The sequence below is a fragment of the Nostoc sp. ChiQUE02 genome, from assembly GCF_034531305.2.
In the GTDB taxonomy this organism is placed as follows: domain Bacteria; phylum Cyanobacteriota; class Cyanobacteriia; order Cyanobacteriales; family Nostocaceae; genus Nostoc.
In genome coordinates this window covers 56170-74175 of the sequence record NZ_JAVRBN020000004.1, presented here as the reverse complement: position 1 = coordinate 74175, position 18006 = coordinate 56170, and the positions used below count along the sequence as shown (strand labels likewise).

Sequence of the window (18006 nt, the reverse complement as noted above, 5' to 3'; positions counted from 1 at the left end):
GGGAATGGTTCCACAACTTATGGGAATGGTTCCACAACTTACGGGAATGGTTCCACAACTTATGGGAATGGTTCCACAACTTATGGGAATGGTCTTCCTTAAAGTTTTTATGAAGTTTAGATAATTATCTCTATGAATACCAACATCTAGTAATTAAAATCCGAAAAAATACTGTTATAACTGAAAAATTTTATTAGAAAAAGTTGCGATTTATGCTGAACCGGAATACAGCTTAATTAAGGCAAGCTAGCTCTAGAAGCATTTTAAAGGAGTAAATTTATGTCTCGTAAAAAACGTACATCCCGTATTTTAGAAAAAGCTCAATTAAGATCATCTGGACTGAAATCGATTATTCCAAACATTAAATTTGATGATGATTATAGTCTGGAAAAGCTAATTGAGTCAATTGAGCAGTTACGTAACAAAATTGATGTGTATAATACTGCTCTGTCTGTAGTTGACTCTTCTAAAACTGAAATTGGAGAGATGGAAAAAAATTTAAGTCAGCTTTCAGAGAAGATGCTGATGGTGGTTGCTATTAAGTACGGCAAAGACAGCCGGGAATATGAAATGGCGGGTGGTGTTCGCAGTAGCGATCGCATCCGCAAAATCAGGTCGAGCCGCTTGAAAAATGTTGCAGAACAAGCATCAGATGAGAATGCTAAAACTGCATAGTAGTGGCGCGGCAAGCCTGAAATGTTGCATGATTATCTATATCATCGGTTTTAATAACCGGATAAAAATACTTAAGTTTTACACGAGTATCTTCAGTAGCAATAAAATTTTGATTGCTGCTAGCTACTGTTAAATGATTCACCATTGCTTGCAGTTCATAATCTGGCTTCTACCGTACAATATAAAACTGCTCTAGACGAAAGCCAGAGCAGTTTTTAATAGAAATAAATTATATAGGAGACTTTTACTGTTGTCCCCAGTTAATGCATAGTAAATACAGTTATATAGTACTATTCACCTCAAGTCTCGTGCTTTACGCAAAAAACGAATAATTTTTAAGTTGGCATTACAAAATTTAAAAGTAACCGCAAGGCAATTCCAAGTACTACCCCATCCATTAGCGACATCCGAGATTTTAAGCAGATGCCTTGCCTTGCAACTCGTTATCCCAAAGACATGGTTGCTGGTGATAGTGTGCTGAGTGAGTTGGAAAGATAGAGATAAGGCAGGAATATATGCCAATACAGTTCAGAATGAGCAACAAACCCCTCATGTAGAGACGCGATTTATCGCGTCTAAAAAAACCAATCATCTACACCAATAACCCTTAACCCAAGCGTATTGGAATATATGCGATCGCGCTGACTACATTGATGACCCAAACAGCGTATTTATGACTTAGCTATCAGTTCAGCATAATGTTCCAATTCATCATGAATAACATTGAAATCCCGTAATGGTAAATATAAAAATTTATGAACGCTGTGGTGTGCATTTACCCCATAACAGACGCACATCATCTGGTTGCCCATCGTAGTTAAGCATCTTCACATTTAATCCAAGTACTTTCATTACATTTGCGTTACTCAGGTTTGTGAATTATGAACTATATAATTGCTTAACTTAAGTATTAAATAAAAACATTACCAATAGTCTAGGAAAAGCAAAAACGTGAACCGTTTCAAAAAGCTATCCTCAATTGTGTTCCTGCTATTAGCCTTTACTTATCCACCTGCTTTAGCTGAAGCCAAGGATAATACTCTAAATCATGTTCTCAATGAACAGAGTATTGACGCACAGACAAACTTAGTCGAAGAGAAAAGTAAAGAGCTTTTGTTAGCTCACCGACGGACTCGACGACGTTATCATAGACGGCAACGGACTGGAAGATATTATTATCAACGCCAGAGAAATAGACGACATTATTATAGACGACGCTATCGCTCTATACGTTATCACGGACAACGATATCGTCATGGAGAATGGGAACTTGTGCGCGATCGTCATGGACGATTAATGTATGATTGGCAGCGTTAATAGTAAACTTTACACTCAATTTTACCAGAGAATCTTTATGCGTAAATCCTAATGTAGGCAGACTTGTTCGAGATAAGTAAAATAACTGAAAATGGGAAAAGCTGAACTAGATGAAGAAAATGAACTAGGCTAAAACGCTCTTCATTCATGTCTTCTATTCTTTGGCTTGGTGCAGCAATGTAATTGATAATTTAACCCCGACCTCACTGTTAGAGCATTGCTCCCAATACGCTTGGGTTAAGCAAAGCGCAACCCAACAAAGCCCCAGAAATGTTGGGTTACCCTGCGGGAAGCTCCTTTGGGTCTACGTTCCTCAACCCAACCTACGCAATTTCAGGGTTTTGGCACTAACCCAAGCGTATTGGCATTGCTCCCTGACTAAAGTCCTAATTTTTCTTGAACTACTGTCTCATCTCTAAAGCCAACCAGCACAGCTGTTCCATCTTTGACAAAAAGTGGACGTTTGAGAAGCATTGCGTCGTGAGTGAATGCGTCAATCCACTGTTCATCAGTCCAAATCTTCTTTTGATCTCCTAAAGCGCGGTAAGATTGGCCAGAGGTATTTCGTATGGGAGCAAAACCCAAAGATTTTACCCAGTTTTGAATCATCTCACGGGTCGGTGGAGTATCTTTGGTGTTGATAAACTCATGGTCAATATTGTTGTGTTGAAGCCACGTCAAAGCTTTTTTGCAAGTGCTGCAATTGGGAATTCCGTAGACTTGAATAGACATAAAACAATTAGGCAATAATTAGGCAACAATCTCCATATATGACATAGCTGGTGTAACTTCTGCAATGCTCCTGTCCTTGAATCTCTGCGGCAGCGATCGCATCTGCAAAATCAGGTCGAGCCGCTTGAAAAATGTTGCAGAGCAAGCATCAGATGAAAATGCTAAAACTGCATAGAGGAGCTTAAAACAAAAGGCTGGAGCAACTTGTCTGGCAAATTGGGCGTTAGCACGCTAGCAAAATCAGCACATAATACATATAGCTAGCGTCCCCCAAAAGCCACTCATGCCGCAAAATAATCAAACCGCCGTCGAATTCCGCGATGTCACTTTTAGCCGCAACCATCGCCCATTGGTGTCAAATCTCAATTTCACCATCCATCAAGGAGAAGCACTGGTATTACTTGGGCGCAGTGGTAGCGGCAAAACTACAACAATGAAGTTAATTAATCGCCTATTCACACCTACACAAGGCGAAGTTTTATTTGATGGCACTCCCACAACTCAATGGGATGAAATCAAACTGCGACGAAAAATTGGTTACGTCATTCAAGAAATTGGTTTATTTCCCCATTTCACTGTCGAAGGCAATGTGGGTTTAGTCCCGTCTTTAGAAGGTTGGCAACCAAAACAAATTAAAATGCGGGTTTATGAATTGTTGCAATTGGTGGGTTTAGAACCAGCACAATTCGCCGGACGTTATCCGCACGAACTTTCGGGAGGACAAAGACAAAGAGTCGGTGTAGCCAGGGCTTTAGCAGCAGATCCGCCTGTGTTGTTGATGGATGAACCCTTTGGCGCACTCGATCCAATTACGCGGCTAGAACTGCAACAAGAGTTTCGGCATTTGCAGCAAGAGTTAGGCAAGACAGTTGTTTTTGTCACCCACGATATTCAAGAAGCCTTTGTGTTGGCATCGAGAATTGGTTTAATGTATGGCGGAGAATTGGTAGTATTGGGGACGACAGATGAATTTATGCGATCGCAACATCCAGAAAGCCTCGCCTTTCTTCAATGTCTGCGTTCCCTGCAAGATACTTTATGAAAAATTTCTTCTTGGTTAAGTATGCCCCAGAAATTCTTCAGCATACTCTAGAACATCTATTTTTGGTAGGCATTGCCATTGGAATTGCCATACTTGTAGGCATTCCTTTAGGTATTTTAATTACACGTAAAACTTATCTCCGCCAACCAATTCTCGGCATAGCAAATATTTTTCAAACTATTCCTAGTTTGGCACTGTTTGGCTTACTCATTCCTGTTCCCATAATTGGCGGAATTGGGGCAGTACCAGCAATTGTTGCTCTGACTGTATATTCCTTGCTGCCGATAATTCGTAACACTTACACAGGTATTACTGGCGTCGATCCAGCGATTCGAGAAGCTGGCAGAGGCATGGGAATGACAGATAGACAATTATTATTGCAAGTTGAGATTCCCTTGGCAATGGGAGTAATTTTGGCAGGAGTGCGAGTAGCAACAGTCATTGCCATTGGTATTGCAACTATTGCAGCGGCAATTGGTGCTGGTGGTTTGGGAGTGTTTATTTTTCGCGGCATATCAGTAGTAAACAATCAGTTAATTTTAGCTGGTGCAGTTCCGGCGGCGGCAATTGCATTATTGGCTGACTTCGCAATTGGCTGGATGGAGAATAAATTAAAAATTAAAAGTTAAGTAATGAAAAGATTTTTGGCTTTATGCTTTTTAACTTTTGCTTTGTTACTGGTCATCACTGGCTGCACGACAAATATCAATACTAATAACGATGCTAATATAGTTGTTGCTTCCAAAGATTTTACCGAACAAGATATTTTAGGTGAACTGTTAGCACAGCAAATTGAGGCAACAACTAATTTAAAAGTAGCTCGTCGCCCCCGTTTAGGTGGTTCATTTGTTTGTCATAATGCTATTAAGGCTGGCATAATTGATGCTTATATTGAGTATACAGGCACAGCTTTGACTGCAATCTTAAAGCAAAAACCAGTTAATAGCTCTAAAGAAGTTTACGAAATAATAAAACAAATATACGCCCAGCAATTCAATCTGGAAGTTATGCCAAGCTTGGGTTTTGAAAACACTTTTGCGATGATTATTCGGGGTGAAGATGCCAAGCACAACAATATTCAAACTATCTCTGAAGCTACTCAATATACACCCCAGTGGCGTGGCGGTTTCGGCTATGAATTTTTAGAACGGGAAGATGGTTTTCCAGGATTAGCTAAAACTTACGATTTACGTTTTGCTAAACCACCCCAAATTATGGACTTGGGTTTGATATATCGTGCTTTAATTCAAAAACAAGTGGATATGGTGGCGGGTAATTCCACTGACGGACAGATTTCTCGCTTGGGTTTAGTTGTACTAAAGGATGATAAGCAGTATTTTCCACCTTACGAAACGGTGCCAATTGTCCGACAAGAAACTTTAAAAAAATATCCAGAATTAAGAAAAGCGATCGCCTCACTTGCCGGAAAGATTTCGGCAGATGAAATGCGGCAATTAAATTATTTAGTTGAAGGAGAATTACGTAAGATTAAAGATGTTGTCCAGGAGTTTCGCAAATCGAAGGGATTATAAGAATTCGTAATTCGTAATTAAGGGTTAGGGTAACGCACCGAAAACCTAAAATGGTGCGTTACGGAAACCGTAACACACCCTACTGTTGTCCACGCAAAAAGTTCTTTAACCACCTAATGACTTCACTTGTTGTTTGCTCATTGGCCATTTGGAGACATTGTTGCACAATTTCTCTGACGTTAGGAAAATAGCTGCTTTCTGTAAGCACATAACTTTCTTCTTGTAATCTATAAATTAACAACCGATTACTCTTTAATATCCAAACTTCTGGCACTCGATAAGGCAAGTAATCATTAATGTCGGTGTAACTTGTCACATCTATTTCAATTGCTAAATCTGGTGGTGGATCGGACTCCCAATCAATTCTTTTTTTGCCTACTACTGCTCTGCAATTTTCAATGTAAAAGCAAAAGTCTGGCTCAATACCACTAATTTCTGGCAAGCTCATGGTGATGGGCGTAAATGACTCGTATATGCGGTTTAAGTGGTCAAGTAGAGCTATTACTATCAATGCCAACAAACTCGCATCTCTTCCATGCTCTGGTAGCGGTGCCATCAGTAAAATTTCTCCTCTTCGATATTTAATGCGAGGCGAGGAGCGATCGCCTAGTTGCTGGCTCAATACTTGATAGTCTTTCCAGTCTCCCAAAAGCTTCAACACCGCGCCAGGTGGTAACTCGATTCTTTCTGGTGTAATTACGGTATCCATAATTAGCTCACATTTTAAATATTAGCGATGGCATTACATGGAGAATGGACGATTACAAAATTTATTAATTCAAGGAACTACAAAGGATATGAAAGCTGCGAGTAAAAAGATAATTATAAATTATTTAAGACTGCTTATGTGTATCAAATGCACACCTTAACGGTAGGCTAATAAATATCAAATAAAATGGCATCAAAATGCTTACTGTTGCTAAATCAAAACAGGTTGCCATCGCAATCTTTTCCTTCAGCGTTCTCCTTTACAGCCAAGTCGCGTCAGCCGCCTTAACTTTACCCTTACGCAGCAAAAAGGGAATGGTGGTTTCAGCGCATCCTCTAGCAAGTGAGACAGGAATTTCGATGTTACGCAAAGGTGGTAATGCAGTGGATGCAGCCGTAGCCACAACCTTTGCAATCTCGGTAGTTGAGCCTTTTTCAGCAGGAATCGGCGGCGGCGGATTTTTGCTAATGCATTCTGAGAAAACTGGCGATATCAAAGCGCTAGATTTCCGCGAACGTGCACCCCTGAAAGCTACAAGAAATATGTATCTTGATGCAGAAGGAAAGGTGCGTCCGAATGCAAGTATTAATGGTTATTTGGCAGTAGGGACGCCAGGAACAGTGGCAGGACTTTATGAACTACATCGTCGCTATGGTAAGCTTTCTTGGCAAGAGGTGGTGAAACCTGCGATCGCACTCGCTAAAGATGGGTTTATTCTTGGTGATGTGGTAACTTGGCGTTCTCTACAAGCTAACGAATCCCGCAAGGCAGTAATTCTCAACAATCCCGCAGCACGGGAAATTTTCACTCGCAATGGTGAATTTTACAAACCAGGAGAGAAGCTTGTGCAGCGTGATTTGGCACGCACCTTAACAGCAATTGCCCAAAATCCCCATAGTTTTTACACCGGAAGTATTGCTCGTGCGATCGCTTCTGATATGGTAAAAAATGGTGGTTTAATTACTCTAGAAGACCTGAAAGCCTACAAACCAATCTGGCGCACTCCCGTTTGTGGCAATTTTCGTAAAGCTAAAATTTGCTCAATGCCACCACCTTCATCGGGAGGCGTTCATCTATTGCAGATTTTAAATATTATCGGTGACACTGATTTGAAATCTTTAGGATGGCATCATCCTGACGCTATACATTTAATGGTAGAAGCAATGAAGATTGCTTACGCCGATCGATCGCTATATTTAGGCGATCCTGATTTTGTCAAAGTCCCTGTACAAGAACTGCTTAGTCCAGCTTACGCCAAAAAACGCCGTCAAGAAATTAATATGCAAATGGCTCGACCTTCCACCGAAGTCAAGCCAGTAGATTTGAATTCAAAATGTCTCCGTCTCCCCTCATCTCCCCCTGCCTCCCCTGCTTCCTCTTCCTTCCCTGCTCCCTCATCCCCTTGTCCCCGGTATGAATCTCCTGAAACTAGTCATCTTACTGTTGTGGATGAACAACGCAACGCCGTAAGTCTGACTTTCACGATTAACCTCAGTTTTGGTGCTGGTGTGGTGACACCGGGAACTGGAATTGTCCTCAACAATGAGATGGATGATTTTGCCGCTGCGCCAGGAGTGCCTAATGCCTTTGGTTTAGTTGGTAACGATGCTAACAGCATTGCACCCCGTAAAACTCCTCTATCCAGCATGACTCCCACAATTGTCACAGAAAGCGGTCATTTCCGCATGGCAGCAGGTGCGCCTGGTGGTAGCACTATCATCACCCAGGTTTTCCAAGTGATCCTGAATGTGCTGGAATACAACATGGATATTGGTGCGGCTGTTTCCGTTCCACGCATACATCATCAATGGCTTCCGGATGAGTTGCGCGTCGAATCCTGGGGCTTGGATGCTCTCACTGTCCAAGATTTACGCCGCCGGGGACATAAAATAAAGGAAACTACTCCTTGGGGTAATGGTAACGCGATCGCTGTTACATCTGATGGAACTCTAGAAGGGGCCGCTGATCCTCGCGGTGAAGGTTCCCCCAGAGGTTTGTGAGGGAGATGAGAGACTGGAAAGAGGCAGGAACGCAGAGAATAACGAATGACTAATGACTAATGACCAATGACCAATGACCAATGACTAATGACTAATGACTATTGATTTTGAACTGTTGACTCTGCGTAGCTGCTACCAAACTCGTTTGCCCGTGCGCTAGGTACTAGTGTCCAACCTGCTTTGAGAAGTTTTTGATAAGTTGCCCAACCTTTAGAACCACCTGGTATCTGATAATCTGGGACTGCAAAATGTCCAAAAGCTGTGTAGGGACGCCAAGCTTGATTGGATTCTGTCTGCAAATACAAAATTTTCTCTCCGTCGCCACCAGACTTAGGTAACCAGCACATTTGTCGATGCATTGCAAACTCCTTTGTTTTTAGCTAAAATGCATAGTAGCAGACTTTTGTCAAGCTACTTATCACCCTTGTGGGGTACTTTTTTGTCTATTACTTTAGACAAAGTGTAATTAAGTTTTATACCCTTCAGGATAATTACTTAAGAATTCATAGCCTGGAAAACAGCTGCTAGTAGGACACAAAGATAAACAGCTTTGTTTCACCATGTTTATAGGGTGAGATTTTTCTAATGTTATCCGCGTTATTTGGGTTTGGGTGTAACAATAACTACTATTTTCCCGGAAGTTTGCAATCAAACTATTTGTTTTTCTGCTTACATAAGCACATATTTAAGAAATTACTTATGAAATTCTATGAAGAAAAGCGGAGCGTCTTTGGCTCCGCTCCCAATACGGTTCGGTTAATGTTTTTTGATGAAAATTCTAGATCACAAAGATCCGATAAATCATGACAAAGACGCGATAAATCGCCGTCAAGACGAAAGACTGATTATTGTAGAGACGGCGATTCATCGCGTCCCTTGTCTTAACCGAACAGTATTGGCTTTGTTCCTAACTCCTTCTTCGGTAAAATCCAAAATCCTTACCTGGTATAAGATTTAGAAGGATGGAGCATACAACTTATCGCCGACAATCCCGCGAATTGTCTCAACTAATTGGGTGTATGCAAAGTTAGATAAAACTGGTTTTGCTCCTTGCAACTGAAATTGTTGATCTAAATCAATCCATGACTTACAGCCAGCGTATTTGGCGTAATAGGGAATTTCTTGCTCTTGAGGTAGTTTATATACCCGCAGGAGGAGAATATATAGAGGTTGACGTGGTTTCCATTTGAGGCGATCGCTAATAAAATCCTCGTTCCAAATATGGAAAGGAAGCAAGTTGTTGACAATAGACTCGTCACTCACTGGCAAAATATCCGTAATTTCAGCCCAACTGCCAATGCGAACTGTCTCTGGATGCCAACCCGATGTTACTGGATAAACACTATTGGCATATTCAGCTTTCAGCATGAAAGCTTGTTGATGTTCATAAGTAGGGTAAAGCAAAATTTGCTTGTGGGCAACTTGAAAATGTCCATTTCGTTCATGGATACCGCCTTTGCGGAGCAACATAATTGTTTTGCCACTTTCTAAGGCATTTACGGCGACTGCCCATTCTTTGAGAGCATGAAAAGTTGTAGTCAATTCCATCAGCATCTACTGTAAATCTGATTTAATTTCAAGCTAAGACCGATAAAGTATGAACCTATCCAAGGAAATGAATTAGGAAGCAGTTATGGAAAAGCGATCGCTAGGTACAACTGAAGTCCAAATCACACCCATTCTGATGGGAACTTGGCAAGCTGGTAAAAGAATGTGGGTGGGAATTGAGGATGCTGACTCGATTAAAACCATCCGAGCCGCTTATGAAGCTGGTATCACCACAATTGATACTGCTGAAGCTTATGGTGAAGGACACTCTGAGCGAATTGTCGCTGAAGCTTTATCTGATGTGCGAACTCACGTGGAGTATGCCACGAAAGTTTTCGCTAACCATCTAAAGTATGAACAAGTCATTGAAGCTTGCGATCGCTCCCTAACCAACCTGAAAACTGATTACATCGACCTTTACCAAATACATTGGCCCTCCGGCGCTTTCAATAGTGAAATAGTACCTATCGAAGAAACTATGAGCGCTCTTAACCTGCTCAAAGAGCAAGGTAAAATTCGAGCCATTGGTGTTTCCAATTTTTCCCACGCCCAGTTAGCAGAAGCAGCAAGTTATGGACGTATTGATAGTTTACAACCACCTTATTCTTTATTCTGGAGAAAGGTAGAACAAGATGCATTGCCCTATTGTATCGAAAACAATATTTCTATCCTTGCTTATTCGCCTTTAGCACAGGGGTTGTTAACAGGAAGATTTGCTCTTGGTCATAAATTTGACCCAACAGATAACCGTGCTAAAAATAAACTGTTTCAAGGCGAAAACTTTGAACGTGCCCAACAAGCGCTAGAAAAACTGCGTCCTATAGCCCTTCATCATAATTGTACCCTTGCTCAGTTAGCTTTAGCGTGGTTAATTGCTCAACCTCAAACAAATGCGATCGCTGGAGCGCGTTATCCCGAACAAGCACGAGACAACGCATTAGCCGCCCAAATTAAGCTTTCTGCCGCCGAATTGGCAGAAATTGATGCCATTGGACGTATTGTCACCGACCATCTGGATAACAGTCCAATTATGTGGGGTTGATGACAATGCAGTTTCATTAGCCATGCTAATCTCTCGAAGATCCCCTTAACTATCTTATAAAGATGGTTGGGGATCAAATTTATGGTTCCAGATTGCAAAATCTAACAAAACGTCAACTTTAGTAAACCAAGGTTTGCAACTCACAAACTAAGTGATAACTTAAATAGTAGGACACCAAACAAAATAAAACCAAACAAAAAGGGTCAATGACTCAGTGTCCCCTTGTCATCAACCCAAGCAAAGTTCAGCATATCAAATGTGATACAAGTGGCAAAAAGCCTAATGTAGAAGGCAAAGCCAAATCCTAAAGCGGAAAAACGCAAGAATGCTGAGTTTGTTAGTTTTTCAGTCCACCTTAGTTATTAACTTCTAATTACTTAATTAGTTTCACAATTTGAAAACTGTAAACTCGATAAAACCTGGTCAACCTCGACCAGGTTTTTGGTATTTTATTGTAATATGATTTTCTCAGTACGGCAGGGAGTGCTGGAACTCACTCTAAAGGAGCTAGTTGTAAGACTAGGCTAATATTAACAAAAGACAGTTTATGTGCCTAATAAATCTAAAATCTTTTGGTTAGGGTACTTCAGTTATTTTGCTTATAAAAACAAGCTCACTTATGTGGGCTTGTTTTGTATAATATAAACTCAAGTTAAGACTCTGGCTAATTTTCCAGCAGGGAATAAAATAAGACAGCAACGTATCCTGCTAGGAGAATTTGATGAAAAATTATAGCTTTTTAAATAAAATTACTACAGCTATCATTATAGCGACCCTTTCTTTTTCCTGTAAGTCTTCTGTTAGCAGAAACCCAGAACAGGCAAAAGCAACTGACAAACCAAAGCCACAACCAAATCTTGTCTATGGCGATTTAATTATTAAAGATCAATCAGATTATCTGATGATTCCCGTTACTCTTACAGAGCAAAATGAAGATAAAGGAATTGATTTAAAAATTTCACGTTCTTATGAAAGAAATAATCAATTATTATATAATCTCATCTTTTATCGAAAGCAAGATGGTGAAGCTCATCTTTTATTAAATAAAAAAGCCATTATCAACTCCTTCGATTTATTGGAGGTAAAAGCGGTAAACAAGCCAAACACAAGAGTTTGGTTGTATAAAATCATTGACCAAGACACAAATACAGATAACAAACTTAGCAGTGAAGATGCTATTATTGGCTATCTTTCTGATTTATCAGGTAATAACCTCCAGCAAATTACCCCCAATAATACTCGAATAATCAGTTGGGTTATTGTTCCAAGTCAAAATGCAATTTTTCTAAAAATAATAAAAGACTCGGATAATGATAAAAAATTTACAGCAGAAGACAAAACAAATTTTGTTAGAGTTAATTTAGATAAACCCGGTATGGGAACTGAGATTATTAGTGACCAAATCGAGCAACAAATTAAATCCTACGTTTTTAAATAAGCCTTTTGCAAAACCACTGTACGAATTAAGTGGCGGCTATCAAAACAAAAACAACCAGCACGGAACTAAGGAACGATATTGTCGTAATAAGTCGGTGCTAATGTTTCTATTTAAAACATTTTAATTTAGGGTGTGTTGTCGCCAAGCGCCGCACCGTCAACAATCAAAGGTGCGTTAGCCTACGGCATAACACACCTTACGGCTGAATGCTGATTAGATTAATGTTTTAGTACAGCACGGAATAAATCCACCTACCATCTCAATTAACCAGACAAGTTGATTGAGCAACTTGTTAAAGGCAAACTTTAGCCACAGTGTACTAGCTTGTTTGAGTAGCCACAGACTTTTGGTGAATTCTAGTAATAAAATTACCATAGCCGTTGGTTTCGACTTCTCTGCGAGACGCTACGCGAACGCTCAACCAACTGAGTGGTCGAGAGTTGAGCGACTTGTGCCGACTTGTGCCGAGCGAAGTCGAAGTAGTCAAAGTAGTCGAAACTCGTCAACATAGGTATTTTTTTCATAAGAACTCACCTTAGTCTGACGGCATTATGGACATATAGCCAGACATAAAATCACTGGGCAATAGACAATACCCAATCGCGAAAAATTGGGTTTACTCTATCCGGTACTTCATCATGAGGACAATGACCTGCTGTGAGAAAATGTTCTGTCAATTCAGGGCGATATTGACGAAACTTTTGAGAACGTTCTCTAGCATTCATCCAAGGATCAGCTTCTCCCCATAAAATCAATAAAGAACAAGTTAATTGCTTCAACAGCACATCAACTTTTTCCCCTTGAGGAGTGCTAAATACTGAAATAAATACATCCAACGCACCCGGATCAAAAGCAGGGCGAGAAATTTCTTCTACCAATTGGTCTGTAATCGCACTTTTATCAAGATATACCTTTTCTAAAGTTTGGCGAATTACCCAACGTTGTCGCACGTATTGAAATAACAGAAATTGAGCTAGAGGTTGTTTAAAAATCCACTTAACTGAGTCACCCAAGAGTTTCTCTAAAGAAGAGGGTTGTTTGGGTGGCTGAATTTGGCTTTGCAAAGCTTCAGGTTCAGATGTCGGTTGACTTTCGCTAAAGGGCCCGGCACTATTAAGCAAGACTAAACCAGCCACGTTATCAGGACGTTGTGCTGCAACACACAAGCAAGCATAGCCACCAAGGGAATTACCTGCTAATACTGCTTTTTGACCAATCACTTCACTGATAAAGTCGTTAAGTTGGTCGCGCCACAAGTCGCCACTGTACTGCAATTTTGGTTTTGCCGATCGCCCGAATCCCAAAAGGTCGATCGCAAATACTTCAAAATCTTGGCACAATCCTGTGATATTCTTGCGCCAGTGGTCTGTAGAAGCACCAAATCCATGTACCAAAAGCAAAGGCGGACGTTGCGCTTGCTTCTCTCCCGCACGCACGTAGTAAACGTTGTGCCCGCGCCACTGCCAATATTTACCAGGAATTGGGATTGTAGAGGGGGCTGTAGTTGCCTGCATGATTCAAAGAAATGTTAAGTAGCTTTTAATAATTGTAGGCTAGGTGGGGAGTAGCAGGGGGAGCAGGGGAGGCAGGGGAGGCAGGGGGAGCAGGGGGAGAAAGAATACCAATGATCAATGACTAATGACTAATGACTAAGAAAATTACAGGCAAAACTAAACTACTAGGAGTCATTGGGCATCCGGTGGAACATTCGCTGTCACCAGTGATGCATAATGCTGCGATCGCACAATTAGGATTAGATTACATTTATCTGCCTTTTCCGATCGAACCACAGAATTTAGAGGTGGCGATCGCAGGTTTCGCTGCTGTTGGGGTTGTCGGCTTTAGTGTGACAATACCTCATAAACAAGCAATCATCCCTCTCCTCTCAGAGATTACACCCCTCGCTCAAACTATCGGCGCAGTGAATACTGTTAGCCGCCAAAATAACCAATGGGTGGGCACAAACACAGATATAGAAGGATTTATCGCTCCTTTGCAGACAACATATAAACAGGATTGGAGTCAGAAAGTAGCGGTAATTTTAGGCAATGGTGGTGCAGCGAGAGCAGTTGTTGCAGGTTGTACCCAGCTAGGTTTTGCCCAAATTCATGTTGTTGGGCGCAATATGCAAAAATTACAGGAATTCCGCAACAGTTGGAGCAATTCACCCCTAGCTGATAAATTCCAGGTTCATCAATGGGAAGAATTACCAAAGCTCATTCCCCAAGCAAATCTGCTGGTAAACACAACCCCCATAGGTATGTATCCCAAAGTTGATCAGTCGCCTTTGAGTGTAGAGGAAATAGCAAATTTACCAACGGGTGCGATCGCTTACGATTTAATATATATTCCTAAACCAACACGATTTCTAGAGCAGGCTCAAAAACAAGGTGCAATTGCGATCGATGGATTAGAAATGCTAGTTCAACAAGGGGTAGCAGCATTAAAAATATGGTTGCAGCAGGAAACAGTGCCTGTAGAAGTGATGCGCCAAGCGTTACAAAATCATTTGGGTTTAGGGAAATGAGGTTCTGTAAAGCTAATGTCTGAATAATATTTAGTTATGATTTCCACAGTCATTGCACCCCACCCCTTAATCCCCTCCCCGCAAGCGAGGAGGGGAGACAAAGCATATTAATTCCCTGCTTGCTTGCGAGAAGATGAAACAAAGCATATTAATTCCCTGCTTGCTTGCGGGAAGATGAGGCAAAGCATATTAATCCCCTCCTCGCTTGCAGGGAGATGAGACAAAGCATATTAATTCCCTGCTTGCTTGCGAGAAGATGAGACAAAGCATATTAATCTCCTCCTTGCTTGCGGGGAGATGAGACAAAGTATATTAATCCCCTCCTCGCTTGCGAGGAGGGGAGACAAAGCGTAGCTTTGGCGGGGTGGGGTTCTTCGAGTTTAAGTAAGTAATCAAGCAGGCATGATATAAAAGTATGAACTCAGCCATTGACTAAATTTTCTATAGTATCGGCATCATTAGGCAATGCAGCCGTTAAAACTTCGCTGCCTTCTGTAGTAACTAAAACATCATCTTCGATGCGGATTCCGCGTACATCAGCAAATTCAGATAAACGTTGCCAATTCACTACATTCTGATACTTTGAACGGACATTGAGATCGTTTAATATTGCTGGTACTTGATAAAAACCAGGTTCAATTGTGACTAACATTCCTGGACGTAGAGGACGATTTAAACGGAGATAGCCTAAGCCAAAGCGATCGCTCCTTTGGCGTCCTTCTTCATAACCTGCTAAATCGCCCAAATCTTCCATATCATGGACATCTAAACCCAGTAGATGACCAATACCATGAGGGAAAAACAGCGCATGGGCATCCATCTCTACTAAATCTTGGGGATTTCCTTGTAAAATGCCTAACTCTACTAAACCTTCAGCTATAACTGTGGCAGCTAGCAGATGAATATCCCCATACTCTACACCAGGGTGTATTTTGGCAATGCAAGCATCATGGGCTGCCAGTACAACATTATAAATATCTCTCTGGGTAGATGAAAACTTACCGGAAACTGGCCACGTGCGAGTGACATCACCTGCCCAACCCATCTCGGTTTCAGCGCCAACATCAGCAAGTAGTAAGTCACCTGGTTGTAGGGGATGGTGATACTGCTCGTTATGCAAAACTTCACCGTGAACGGTGACAATACTGTTGTAGGAAGTGGTCATATTGTTGGCAATAATTACCCCTTCCATCGCGGCACGAACTTCTGCTTCTAGCTTGGCATGAGGTGTTGCTGCCATACCAGCTTTGTGAGCCTCAACAGTTACAGCAGCAGCTTTTCGCAACTGAGTTAATGCGGCATCATCGTGGGTGAGGCGGAGAGAAACGATCGCCTTAGCTAACTCCAAGTCAATTCCTTGAGGAGGACTTTGTGGTAAAACCCATTTATTTAATACCTGCGATTGCTGTGTCCAAGTAGCTGCATCTTGTACAGCAAGTGTGGCAGCATTTTCTACCCAAGACTCTAATTCTGCCATTGGTCGAGCCACATCAGCCCCAATCTTCTGGGCTATTTCCTCGCGTGTTGGCATTTCTCCATGCCAAAGGGCGCTGCTGGGTGACGGATCGTCGATGAATAATTCTAGTTTCCCTGCTTCTAAACGAATTGCCGCCTTTGATAATGGTAATCCGGCAAAATACAGGAAATGACTGCTAGCGCGAAACGGAAAGGGATTTGCAGGAAAGTTGCGCGGACTGTTGCTACCTGACCACAGAATTACTGGAAAATCAATGAGGTTGGCTAGTTGTTGCCGTCGGTGGCGTAAACTCTCGACGAGGGAAGTAGAAGTTTGTTGAATAAGCATAAATAGAAACTCAAAGAAAAGGATAAAGGTTATAGTTTTGCCTTTATTTAGTCGTTATCGTCTTTCTCATCTTTATCGTTGTTATCGTTATCGTTTTCATCATTCTTGCGATCGCCATCTTTATCGTCGTCATCTTTGTCGTTCTGGTTTACCTGCTTAGGCTGTTGGTTAGGTTGTAGGACTGGTTTTTGTTGCTCAGTTGGAGCAAGTGGCTGCGGTACTTCAACAGCACAACTAACTAATCCTCCAGAAATTAGCGCTAAATTGACAGCAGCAAAGATGCTTCTGAAGATTTTTATCCTCATGTTTCCGTTTTGCTTTGACATTGACCCCAGTTTTTGGAGATTGTATTCCTAATTTATAAGGTACTGTATATGGCGGTTCTCGTTTGGATGTAGCGCTTTAGTAGCACGGCTGTTATTAGTGTAAACTTAACGTGAAAACCAGTCTAAACAAAGCTTTTAAAGATTGTCTCATTCCCAGCTTCGGGAATGCCTACTAAGAGGCTCCACCTTCCTAACTCGCGGCACCAGCCCAATGAGCAGCATTTCTAGCCTTTAACTAAAAACGAGATTTCTATCTGAAGTTGACGGCTGTGCGCCCCTACGAATAATACGCCACTTTAGAATAATGATAACGATCGGCATAATTATTTAACGCACTGCTGATAAATATAGTGCTGTCTAATTTTCAAGGTGACTCTCATGGGACAAACCATTACCCAGGTTGATGCTTTTACCAATACACCTTTCGCAGGAAATCCTGCTGCTGTTTGTGTTTTGTCTACTCCCCAAGACGATCGCTGGATGCAGAATGTGGCGCAGGAGATGAATTTATCTGAGACAGCTTTTCTAGTTAGACAGAATGATGGCTTTAATCTGCGTTGGTTTACGCCTACGGTAGAAGTACCCCTTTGTGGTCATGCAACTTTAGCTAGTGCCCATGTACTTTGGTCAGAAGGGTATTTATCGCAGGATAAAGTTGCGCGTTTCTACACTAAAAGCGGAGTGCTGCTTGCTAAGTTGCAAGATGAGTGGATTAAGTTAGATTTTCCTGTGAATCATTCACAGGAAACAGTTGCCCCGCGAGAACTTAAGGCTGCTTTGGGTGTAGCATACAAATCTGTTTTTTTGAATTCATTTGGCTATTTAGTGGAATTGAAATCTGAAGATTTGGTACGGCAAGTACAGCCAAATTTCCAAATATTAAAAACGTTGCCGATTTCTGAGATCATTGTCACCAGCCTCACTAACCCTGATTCTCAATATGATTTCGTCTCTCGCTTATTTGCACCGGGTTTAGGGATTGATGAAGATCCTGTAACTGGGGCGACTCATTGCTGTCTTGCTCCCTTCTGGCGCGATCGCTTGCACAAAAATGAGTTATTGGCTTATCAGGCATCCAGCCGCGGTGGCGTGGTGAAGGTATATTATGACGGAGGCGATCGCGTCTTTCTCAGCGGACAAGCGGTAACTGTTATGCGAGGTGAGTTAATTACCGCTTAGGGACTTCCAAAAGAAAGAGTGAGTTAATTGTTATCAGCCGATGCAATGGCATTGTAAGTCGATAAAATCGAATTGTCAGGCGATACAATGCCATTGTCAGACGATACAATGCCATTGTCAGGCGATACAATCGCA

21 protein-coding genes are annotated in these 18006 nt (G+C 41.5%); 11 read left to right on the top strand and 10 right to left on the bottom strand.

Annotation, left to right across the window (positions count from 1 at the left end; all coding sequences use genetic code 11):
* Positions 1–279: 279 nt before the first annotated feature.
* Positions 280–675 (top strand): hypothetical protein, encoded by a 396-nt coding sequence (locus RM347_RS05510; protein ID WP_322718192.1) that lies wholly within the window; start codon positions 280–282, stop codon positions 673–675.
* Here RM347_RS05510 and RM347_RS05505 read toward each other — a convergent pair.
* A complete protein-coding gene (locus RM347_RS05505; protein WP_322718193.1) occupies positions 662–820 on the bottom strand; it encodes a hypothetical protein in 159 nt (52 codons plus the stop codon). The two genes, RM347_RS05510 and RM347_RS05505, sit on opposite strands and share 14 nt — an antisense overlap.
* An 806-nt stretch (positions 821–1626) precedes the next feature.
* Here RM347_RS05505 and RM347_RS05500 point away from each other — a divergent pair.
* The gene (locus RM347_RS05500) at positions 1627–1992 is read left to right on the top strand and encodes a hypothetical protein (protein WP_322718194.1); all 366 of its coding nucleotides are present in this window, start codon (positions 1627–1629) and stop codon (positions 1990–1992) included.
* A gap of 378 nt (positions 1993–2370) precedes the next feature.
* Here the strand turns inward: RM347_RS05500 and RM347_RS05495 are convergent, their stop codons facing one another.
* A complete protein-coding gene (locus RM347_RS05495) occupies positions 2371–2724 on the bottom strand; it encodes a Spx/MgsR family RNA polymerase-binding regulatory protein (RefSeq protein WP_322718195.1) in 354 nt (117 codons plus the stop codon).
* Positions 2725–3007: 283 nt separating this feature from the next.
* On the opposite strand from RM347_RS05495, the gene RM347_RS05490 reads away from it, so the two are divergent.
* Genes RM347_RS05490 through RM347_RS05480 form a run of 3 tightly spaced genes read left to right on the top strand, consistent with a single transcriptional unit; the run spans position 3008 to position 5298 of the window.
* On the top strand, positions 3008–3766 hold the full coding sequence (locus RM347_RS05490; protein ID WP_322718196.1) for an ATP-binding cassette domain-containing protein: 759 nt from the start codon (positions 3008–3010) through the stop codon (positions 3764–3766).
* Positions 3763–4395 (top strand): ABC transporter permease, encoded by a 633-nt coding sequence (locus RM347_RS05485; RefSeq protein WP_322718197.1) that lies wholly within the window; start codon positions 3763–3765, stop codon positions 4393–4395. Before RM347_RS05490 ends, RM347_RS05485 begins: the two co-directional genes overlap by 4 nt.
* Before the next feature lie 3 nt (positions 4396–4398).
* Positions 4399–5298, top strand: coding sequence for a glycine betaine ABC transporter substrate-binding protein (locus RM347_RS05480; RefSeq protein ID WP_322718198.1), 900 nt, complete (start codon positions 4399–4401; stop codon positions 5296–5298).
* 79 nt (positions 5299–5377) lie between these two features.
* Here RM347_RS05480 and RM347_RS05475 read toward each other — a convergent pair whose 3' ends face one another.
* Positions 5378–6007 (bottom strand): Uma2 family endonuclease, encoded by a 630-nt coding sequence (locus RM347_RS05475; protein WP_322718199.1) that lies wholly within the window; start codon positions 6005–6007, stop codon positions 5378–5380.
* A 197-nt stretch (positions 6008–6204) separates the two neighbouring features.
* Here RM347_RS05475 and ggt point away from each other — a divergent pair, with 197 nt between their 5' ends.
* Positions 6205–8007, top strand: a complete 1803-nt coding sequence (gene ggt / locus RM347_RS05470) for a gamma-glutamyltransferase (protein WP_322718200.1) — start codon at positions 6205–6207, stop codon at positions 8005–8007.
* A gap of 98 nt (positions 8008–8105) precedes the next feature.
* Here the strand turns inward: ggt and RM347_RS05465 are convergent, their stop codons facing one another.
* Positions 8106–8366: a hypothetical protein gene (locus tag RM347_RS05465; protein WP_322718201.1), complete on the bottom strand. Its 261-nt coding sequence runs from the start codon at positions 8364–8366 to the stop codon at positions 8106–8108.
* Between the two features lie 410 nt (positions 8367–8776).
* Here RM347_RS05465 and RM347_RS05460 point away from each other — a divergent pair, with 410 nt between their 5' ends.
* The gene (locus tag RM347_RS05460; protein ID WP_322718202.1) at positions 8777–8965 is read left to right on the top strand and encodes a hypothetical protein; all 189 of its coding nucleotides are present in this window, start codon (positions 8777–8779) and stop codon (positions 8963–8965) included.
* Here RM347_RS05460 and RM347_RS05455 read toward each other — a convergent pair.
* Entirely contained in the window at positions 8962–9561 is a 600-nt protein-coding gene (locus RM347_RS05455) for a DUF1802 family protein (protein ID WP_322718203.1), read from the bottom strand. The two genes, RM347_RS05460 and RM347_RS05455, sit on opposite strands and share 4 nt — an antisense overlap.
* A gap of 79 nt (positions 9562–9640) precedes the next feature.
* Between RM347_RS05455 and RM347_RS05450 the strand changes: the two genes are divergently transcribed.
* Entirely contained in the window at positions 9641–10597 is a 957-nt protein-coding gene (locus RM347_RS05450) for an aldo/keto reductase (RefSeq protein ID WP_322718204.1), read from the top strand.
* A 721-nt stretch (positions 10598–11318) separates the two neighbouring features.
* Positions 11319–12035 (top strand): hypothetical protein, encoded by a 717-nt coding sequence (locus RM347_RS05445; RefSeq protein WP_322718205.1) that lies wholly within the window; start codon positions 11319–11321, stop codon positions 12033–12035.
* A 213-nt stretch (positions 12036–12248) separates the two neighbouring features.
* On the opposite strand, the gene RM347_RS05440 is transcribed toward RM347_RS05445, so the two are convergent.
* The 3 genes from RM347_RS05440 to RM347_RS05430 are packed head-to-tail and all read right to left on the bottom strand — an operon-like array spanning position 12249 to position 13549.
* The gene (locus RM347_RS05440) at positions 12249–12410 is read right to left on the bottom strand and encodes a hypothetical protein (protein WP_322718206.1); all 162 of its coding nucleotides are present in this window, start codon (positions 12408–12410) and stop codon (positions 12249–12251) included.
* A complete protein-coding gene (locus RM347_RS05435) occupies positions 12404–12559 on the bottom strand; it encodes a hypothetical protein (RefSeq protein WP_322718207.1) in 156 nt (51 codons plus the stop codon). The genes RM347_RS05440 and RM347_RS05435 overlap by 7 nt, the downstream gene beginning before the upstream one ends.
* 51 nt (positions 12560–12610) lie before the next feature.
* Positions 12611–13549, bottom strand: coding sequence for an alpha/beta fold hydrolase (locus tag RM347_RS05430; RefSeq protein ID WP_322718208.1), 939 nt, complete (start codon positions 13547–13549; stop codon positions 12611–12613).
* A 131-nt stretch (positions 13550–13680) separates the two neighbouring features.
* Between RM347_RS05430 and RM347_RS05425 the strand changes: the two genes are divergently transcribed.
* Positions 13681–14562 (top strand): shikimate dehydrogenase, encoded by an 882-nt coding sequence (locus tag RM347_RS05425; RefSeq protein WP_322718209.1) that lies wholly within the window; start codon positions 13681–13683, stop codon positions 14560–14562.
* Positions 14563–14983: 421 nt separating this feature from the next.
* Here RM347_RS05425 and RM347_RS05420 read toward each other — a convergent pair whose 3' ends face one another.
* On the bottom strand, positions 14984–16366 hold the full coding sequence (locus tag RM347_RS05420; RefSeq protein WP_322718210.1) for an aminopeptidase P family protein: 1383 nt from the start codon (positions 16364–16366) through the stop codon (positions 14984–14986).
* A 47-nt stretch (positions 16367–16413) separates the two neighbouring features.
* On the bottom strand, positions 16414–16671 hold the full coding sequence (locus tag RM347_RS05415) for a hypothetical protein (RefSeq protein ID WP_428850516.1): 258 nt from the start codon (positions 16669–16671) through the stop codon (positions 16414–16416).
* A 399-nt stretch (positions 16672–17070) separates the two neighbouring features.
* Between RM347_RS05415 and RM347_RS05410 the strand changes: the two genes are divergently transcribed.
* Positions 17071–17871: a PhzF family phenazine biosynthesis protein gene (locus RM347_RS05410; protein ID WP_322718212.1), complete on the top strand. Its 801-nt coding sequence runs from the start codon at positions 17071–17073 to the stop codon at positions 17869–17871.
* The last annotated feature ends 135 nt before the right edge of the window (positions 17872–18006 follow it).

Bases quoted from the DNA above. Each gene is read 5' to 3' on its own strand.
- RM347_RS05510 (WP_322718192.1), top strand. From the start codon at position 280: ATGTCTCGTAAAAAACGTACATCCCGTATTTTAGAAAAAGCTCAATTA.
- RM347_RS05505 (WP_322718193.1), bottom strand. From the start codon at position 820: ATGGTGAATCATTTAACAGTAGCTAGCAGCAATCAAAATTTTATTGCT.
- RM347_RS05495 (WP_322718195.1), bottom strand. From the start codon at position 2,724: ATGTCTATTCAAGTCTACGGAATTCCCAATTGCAGCACTTGCAAAAAA.
- RM347_RS05490 (WP_322718196.1), top strand. From the start codon at position 3,008: ATGCCGCAAAATAATCAAACCGCCGTCGAATTCCGCGATGTCACTTTT.
- RM347_RS05485 (WP_322718197.1), top strand. From the start codon at position 3,763: ATGAAAAATTTCTTCTTGGTTAAGTATGCCCCAGAAATTCTTCAGCAT.
- RM347_RS05480 (WP_322718198.1), top strand. From the start codon at position 4,399: ATGAAAAGATTTTTGGCTTTATGCTTTTTAACTTTTGCTTTGTTACTG.
- RM347_RS05475 (WP_322718199.1), bottom strand. From the start codon at position 6,007: ATGGATACCGTAATTACACCAGAAAGAATCGAGTTACCACCTGGCGCG.
- ggt (WP_322718200.1), top strand. From the start codon at position 6,205: ATGCTTACTGTTGCTAAATCAAAACAGGTTGCCATCGCAATCTTTTCC.
- RM347_RS05465 (WP_322718201.1), bottom strand. From the start codon at position 8,366: ATGCATCGACAAATGTGCTGGTTACCTAAGTCTGGTGGCGACGGAGAG.
- RM347_RS05460 (WP_322718202.1), top strand. From the start codon at position 8,777: ATGAAAATTCTAGATCACAAAGATCCGATAAATCATGACAAAGACGCG.
- RM347_RS05455 (WP_322718203.1), bottom strand. From the start codon at position 9,561: ATGCTGATGGAATTGACTACAACTTTTCATGCTCTCAAAGAATGGGCA.
- RM347_RS05450 (WP_322718204.1), top strand. From the start codon at position 9,641: ATGGAAAAGCGATCGCTAGGTACAACTGAAGTCCAAATCACACCCATT.
- RM347_RS05445 (WP_322718205.1), top strand. From the start codon at position 11,319: ATGAAAAATTATAGCTTTTTAAATAAAATTACTACAGCTATCATTATA.
- RM347_RS05440 (WP_322718206.1), bottom strand. From the start codon at position 12,410: ATGGTAATTTTATTACTAGAATTCACCAAAAGTCTGTGGCTACTCAAA.
- RM347_RS05435 (WP_322718207.1), bottom strand. From the start codon at position 12,559: ATGAAAAAAATACCTATGTTGACGAGTTTCGACTACTTTGACTACTTC.
- RM347_RS05430 (WP_322718208.1), bottom strand. From the start codon at position 13,549: ATGCAGGCAACTACAGCCCCCTCTACAATCCCAATTCCTGGTAAATAT.
- RM347_RS05425 (WP_322718209.1), top strand. From the start codon at position 13,681: ATGACTAAGAAAATTACAGGCAAAACTAAACTACTAGGAGTCATTGGG.
- RM347_RS05420 (WP_322718210.1), bottom strand. From the start codon at position 16,366: ATGCTTATTCAACAAACTTCTACTTCCCTCGTCGAGAGTTTACGCCAC.
- RM347_RS05415 (WP_428850516.1), bottom strand. From the start codon at position 16,671: ATGAGGATAAAAATCTTCAGAAGCATCTTTGCTGCTGTCAATTTAGCG.
- RM347_RS05410 (WP_322718212.1), top strand. From the start codon at position 17,071: ATGGGACAAACCATTACCCAGGTTGATGCTTTTACCAATACACCTTTC.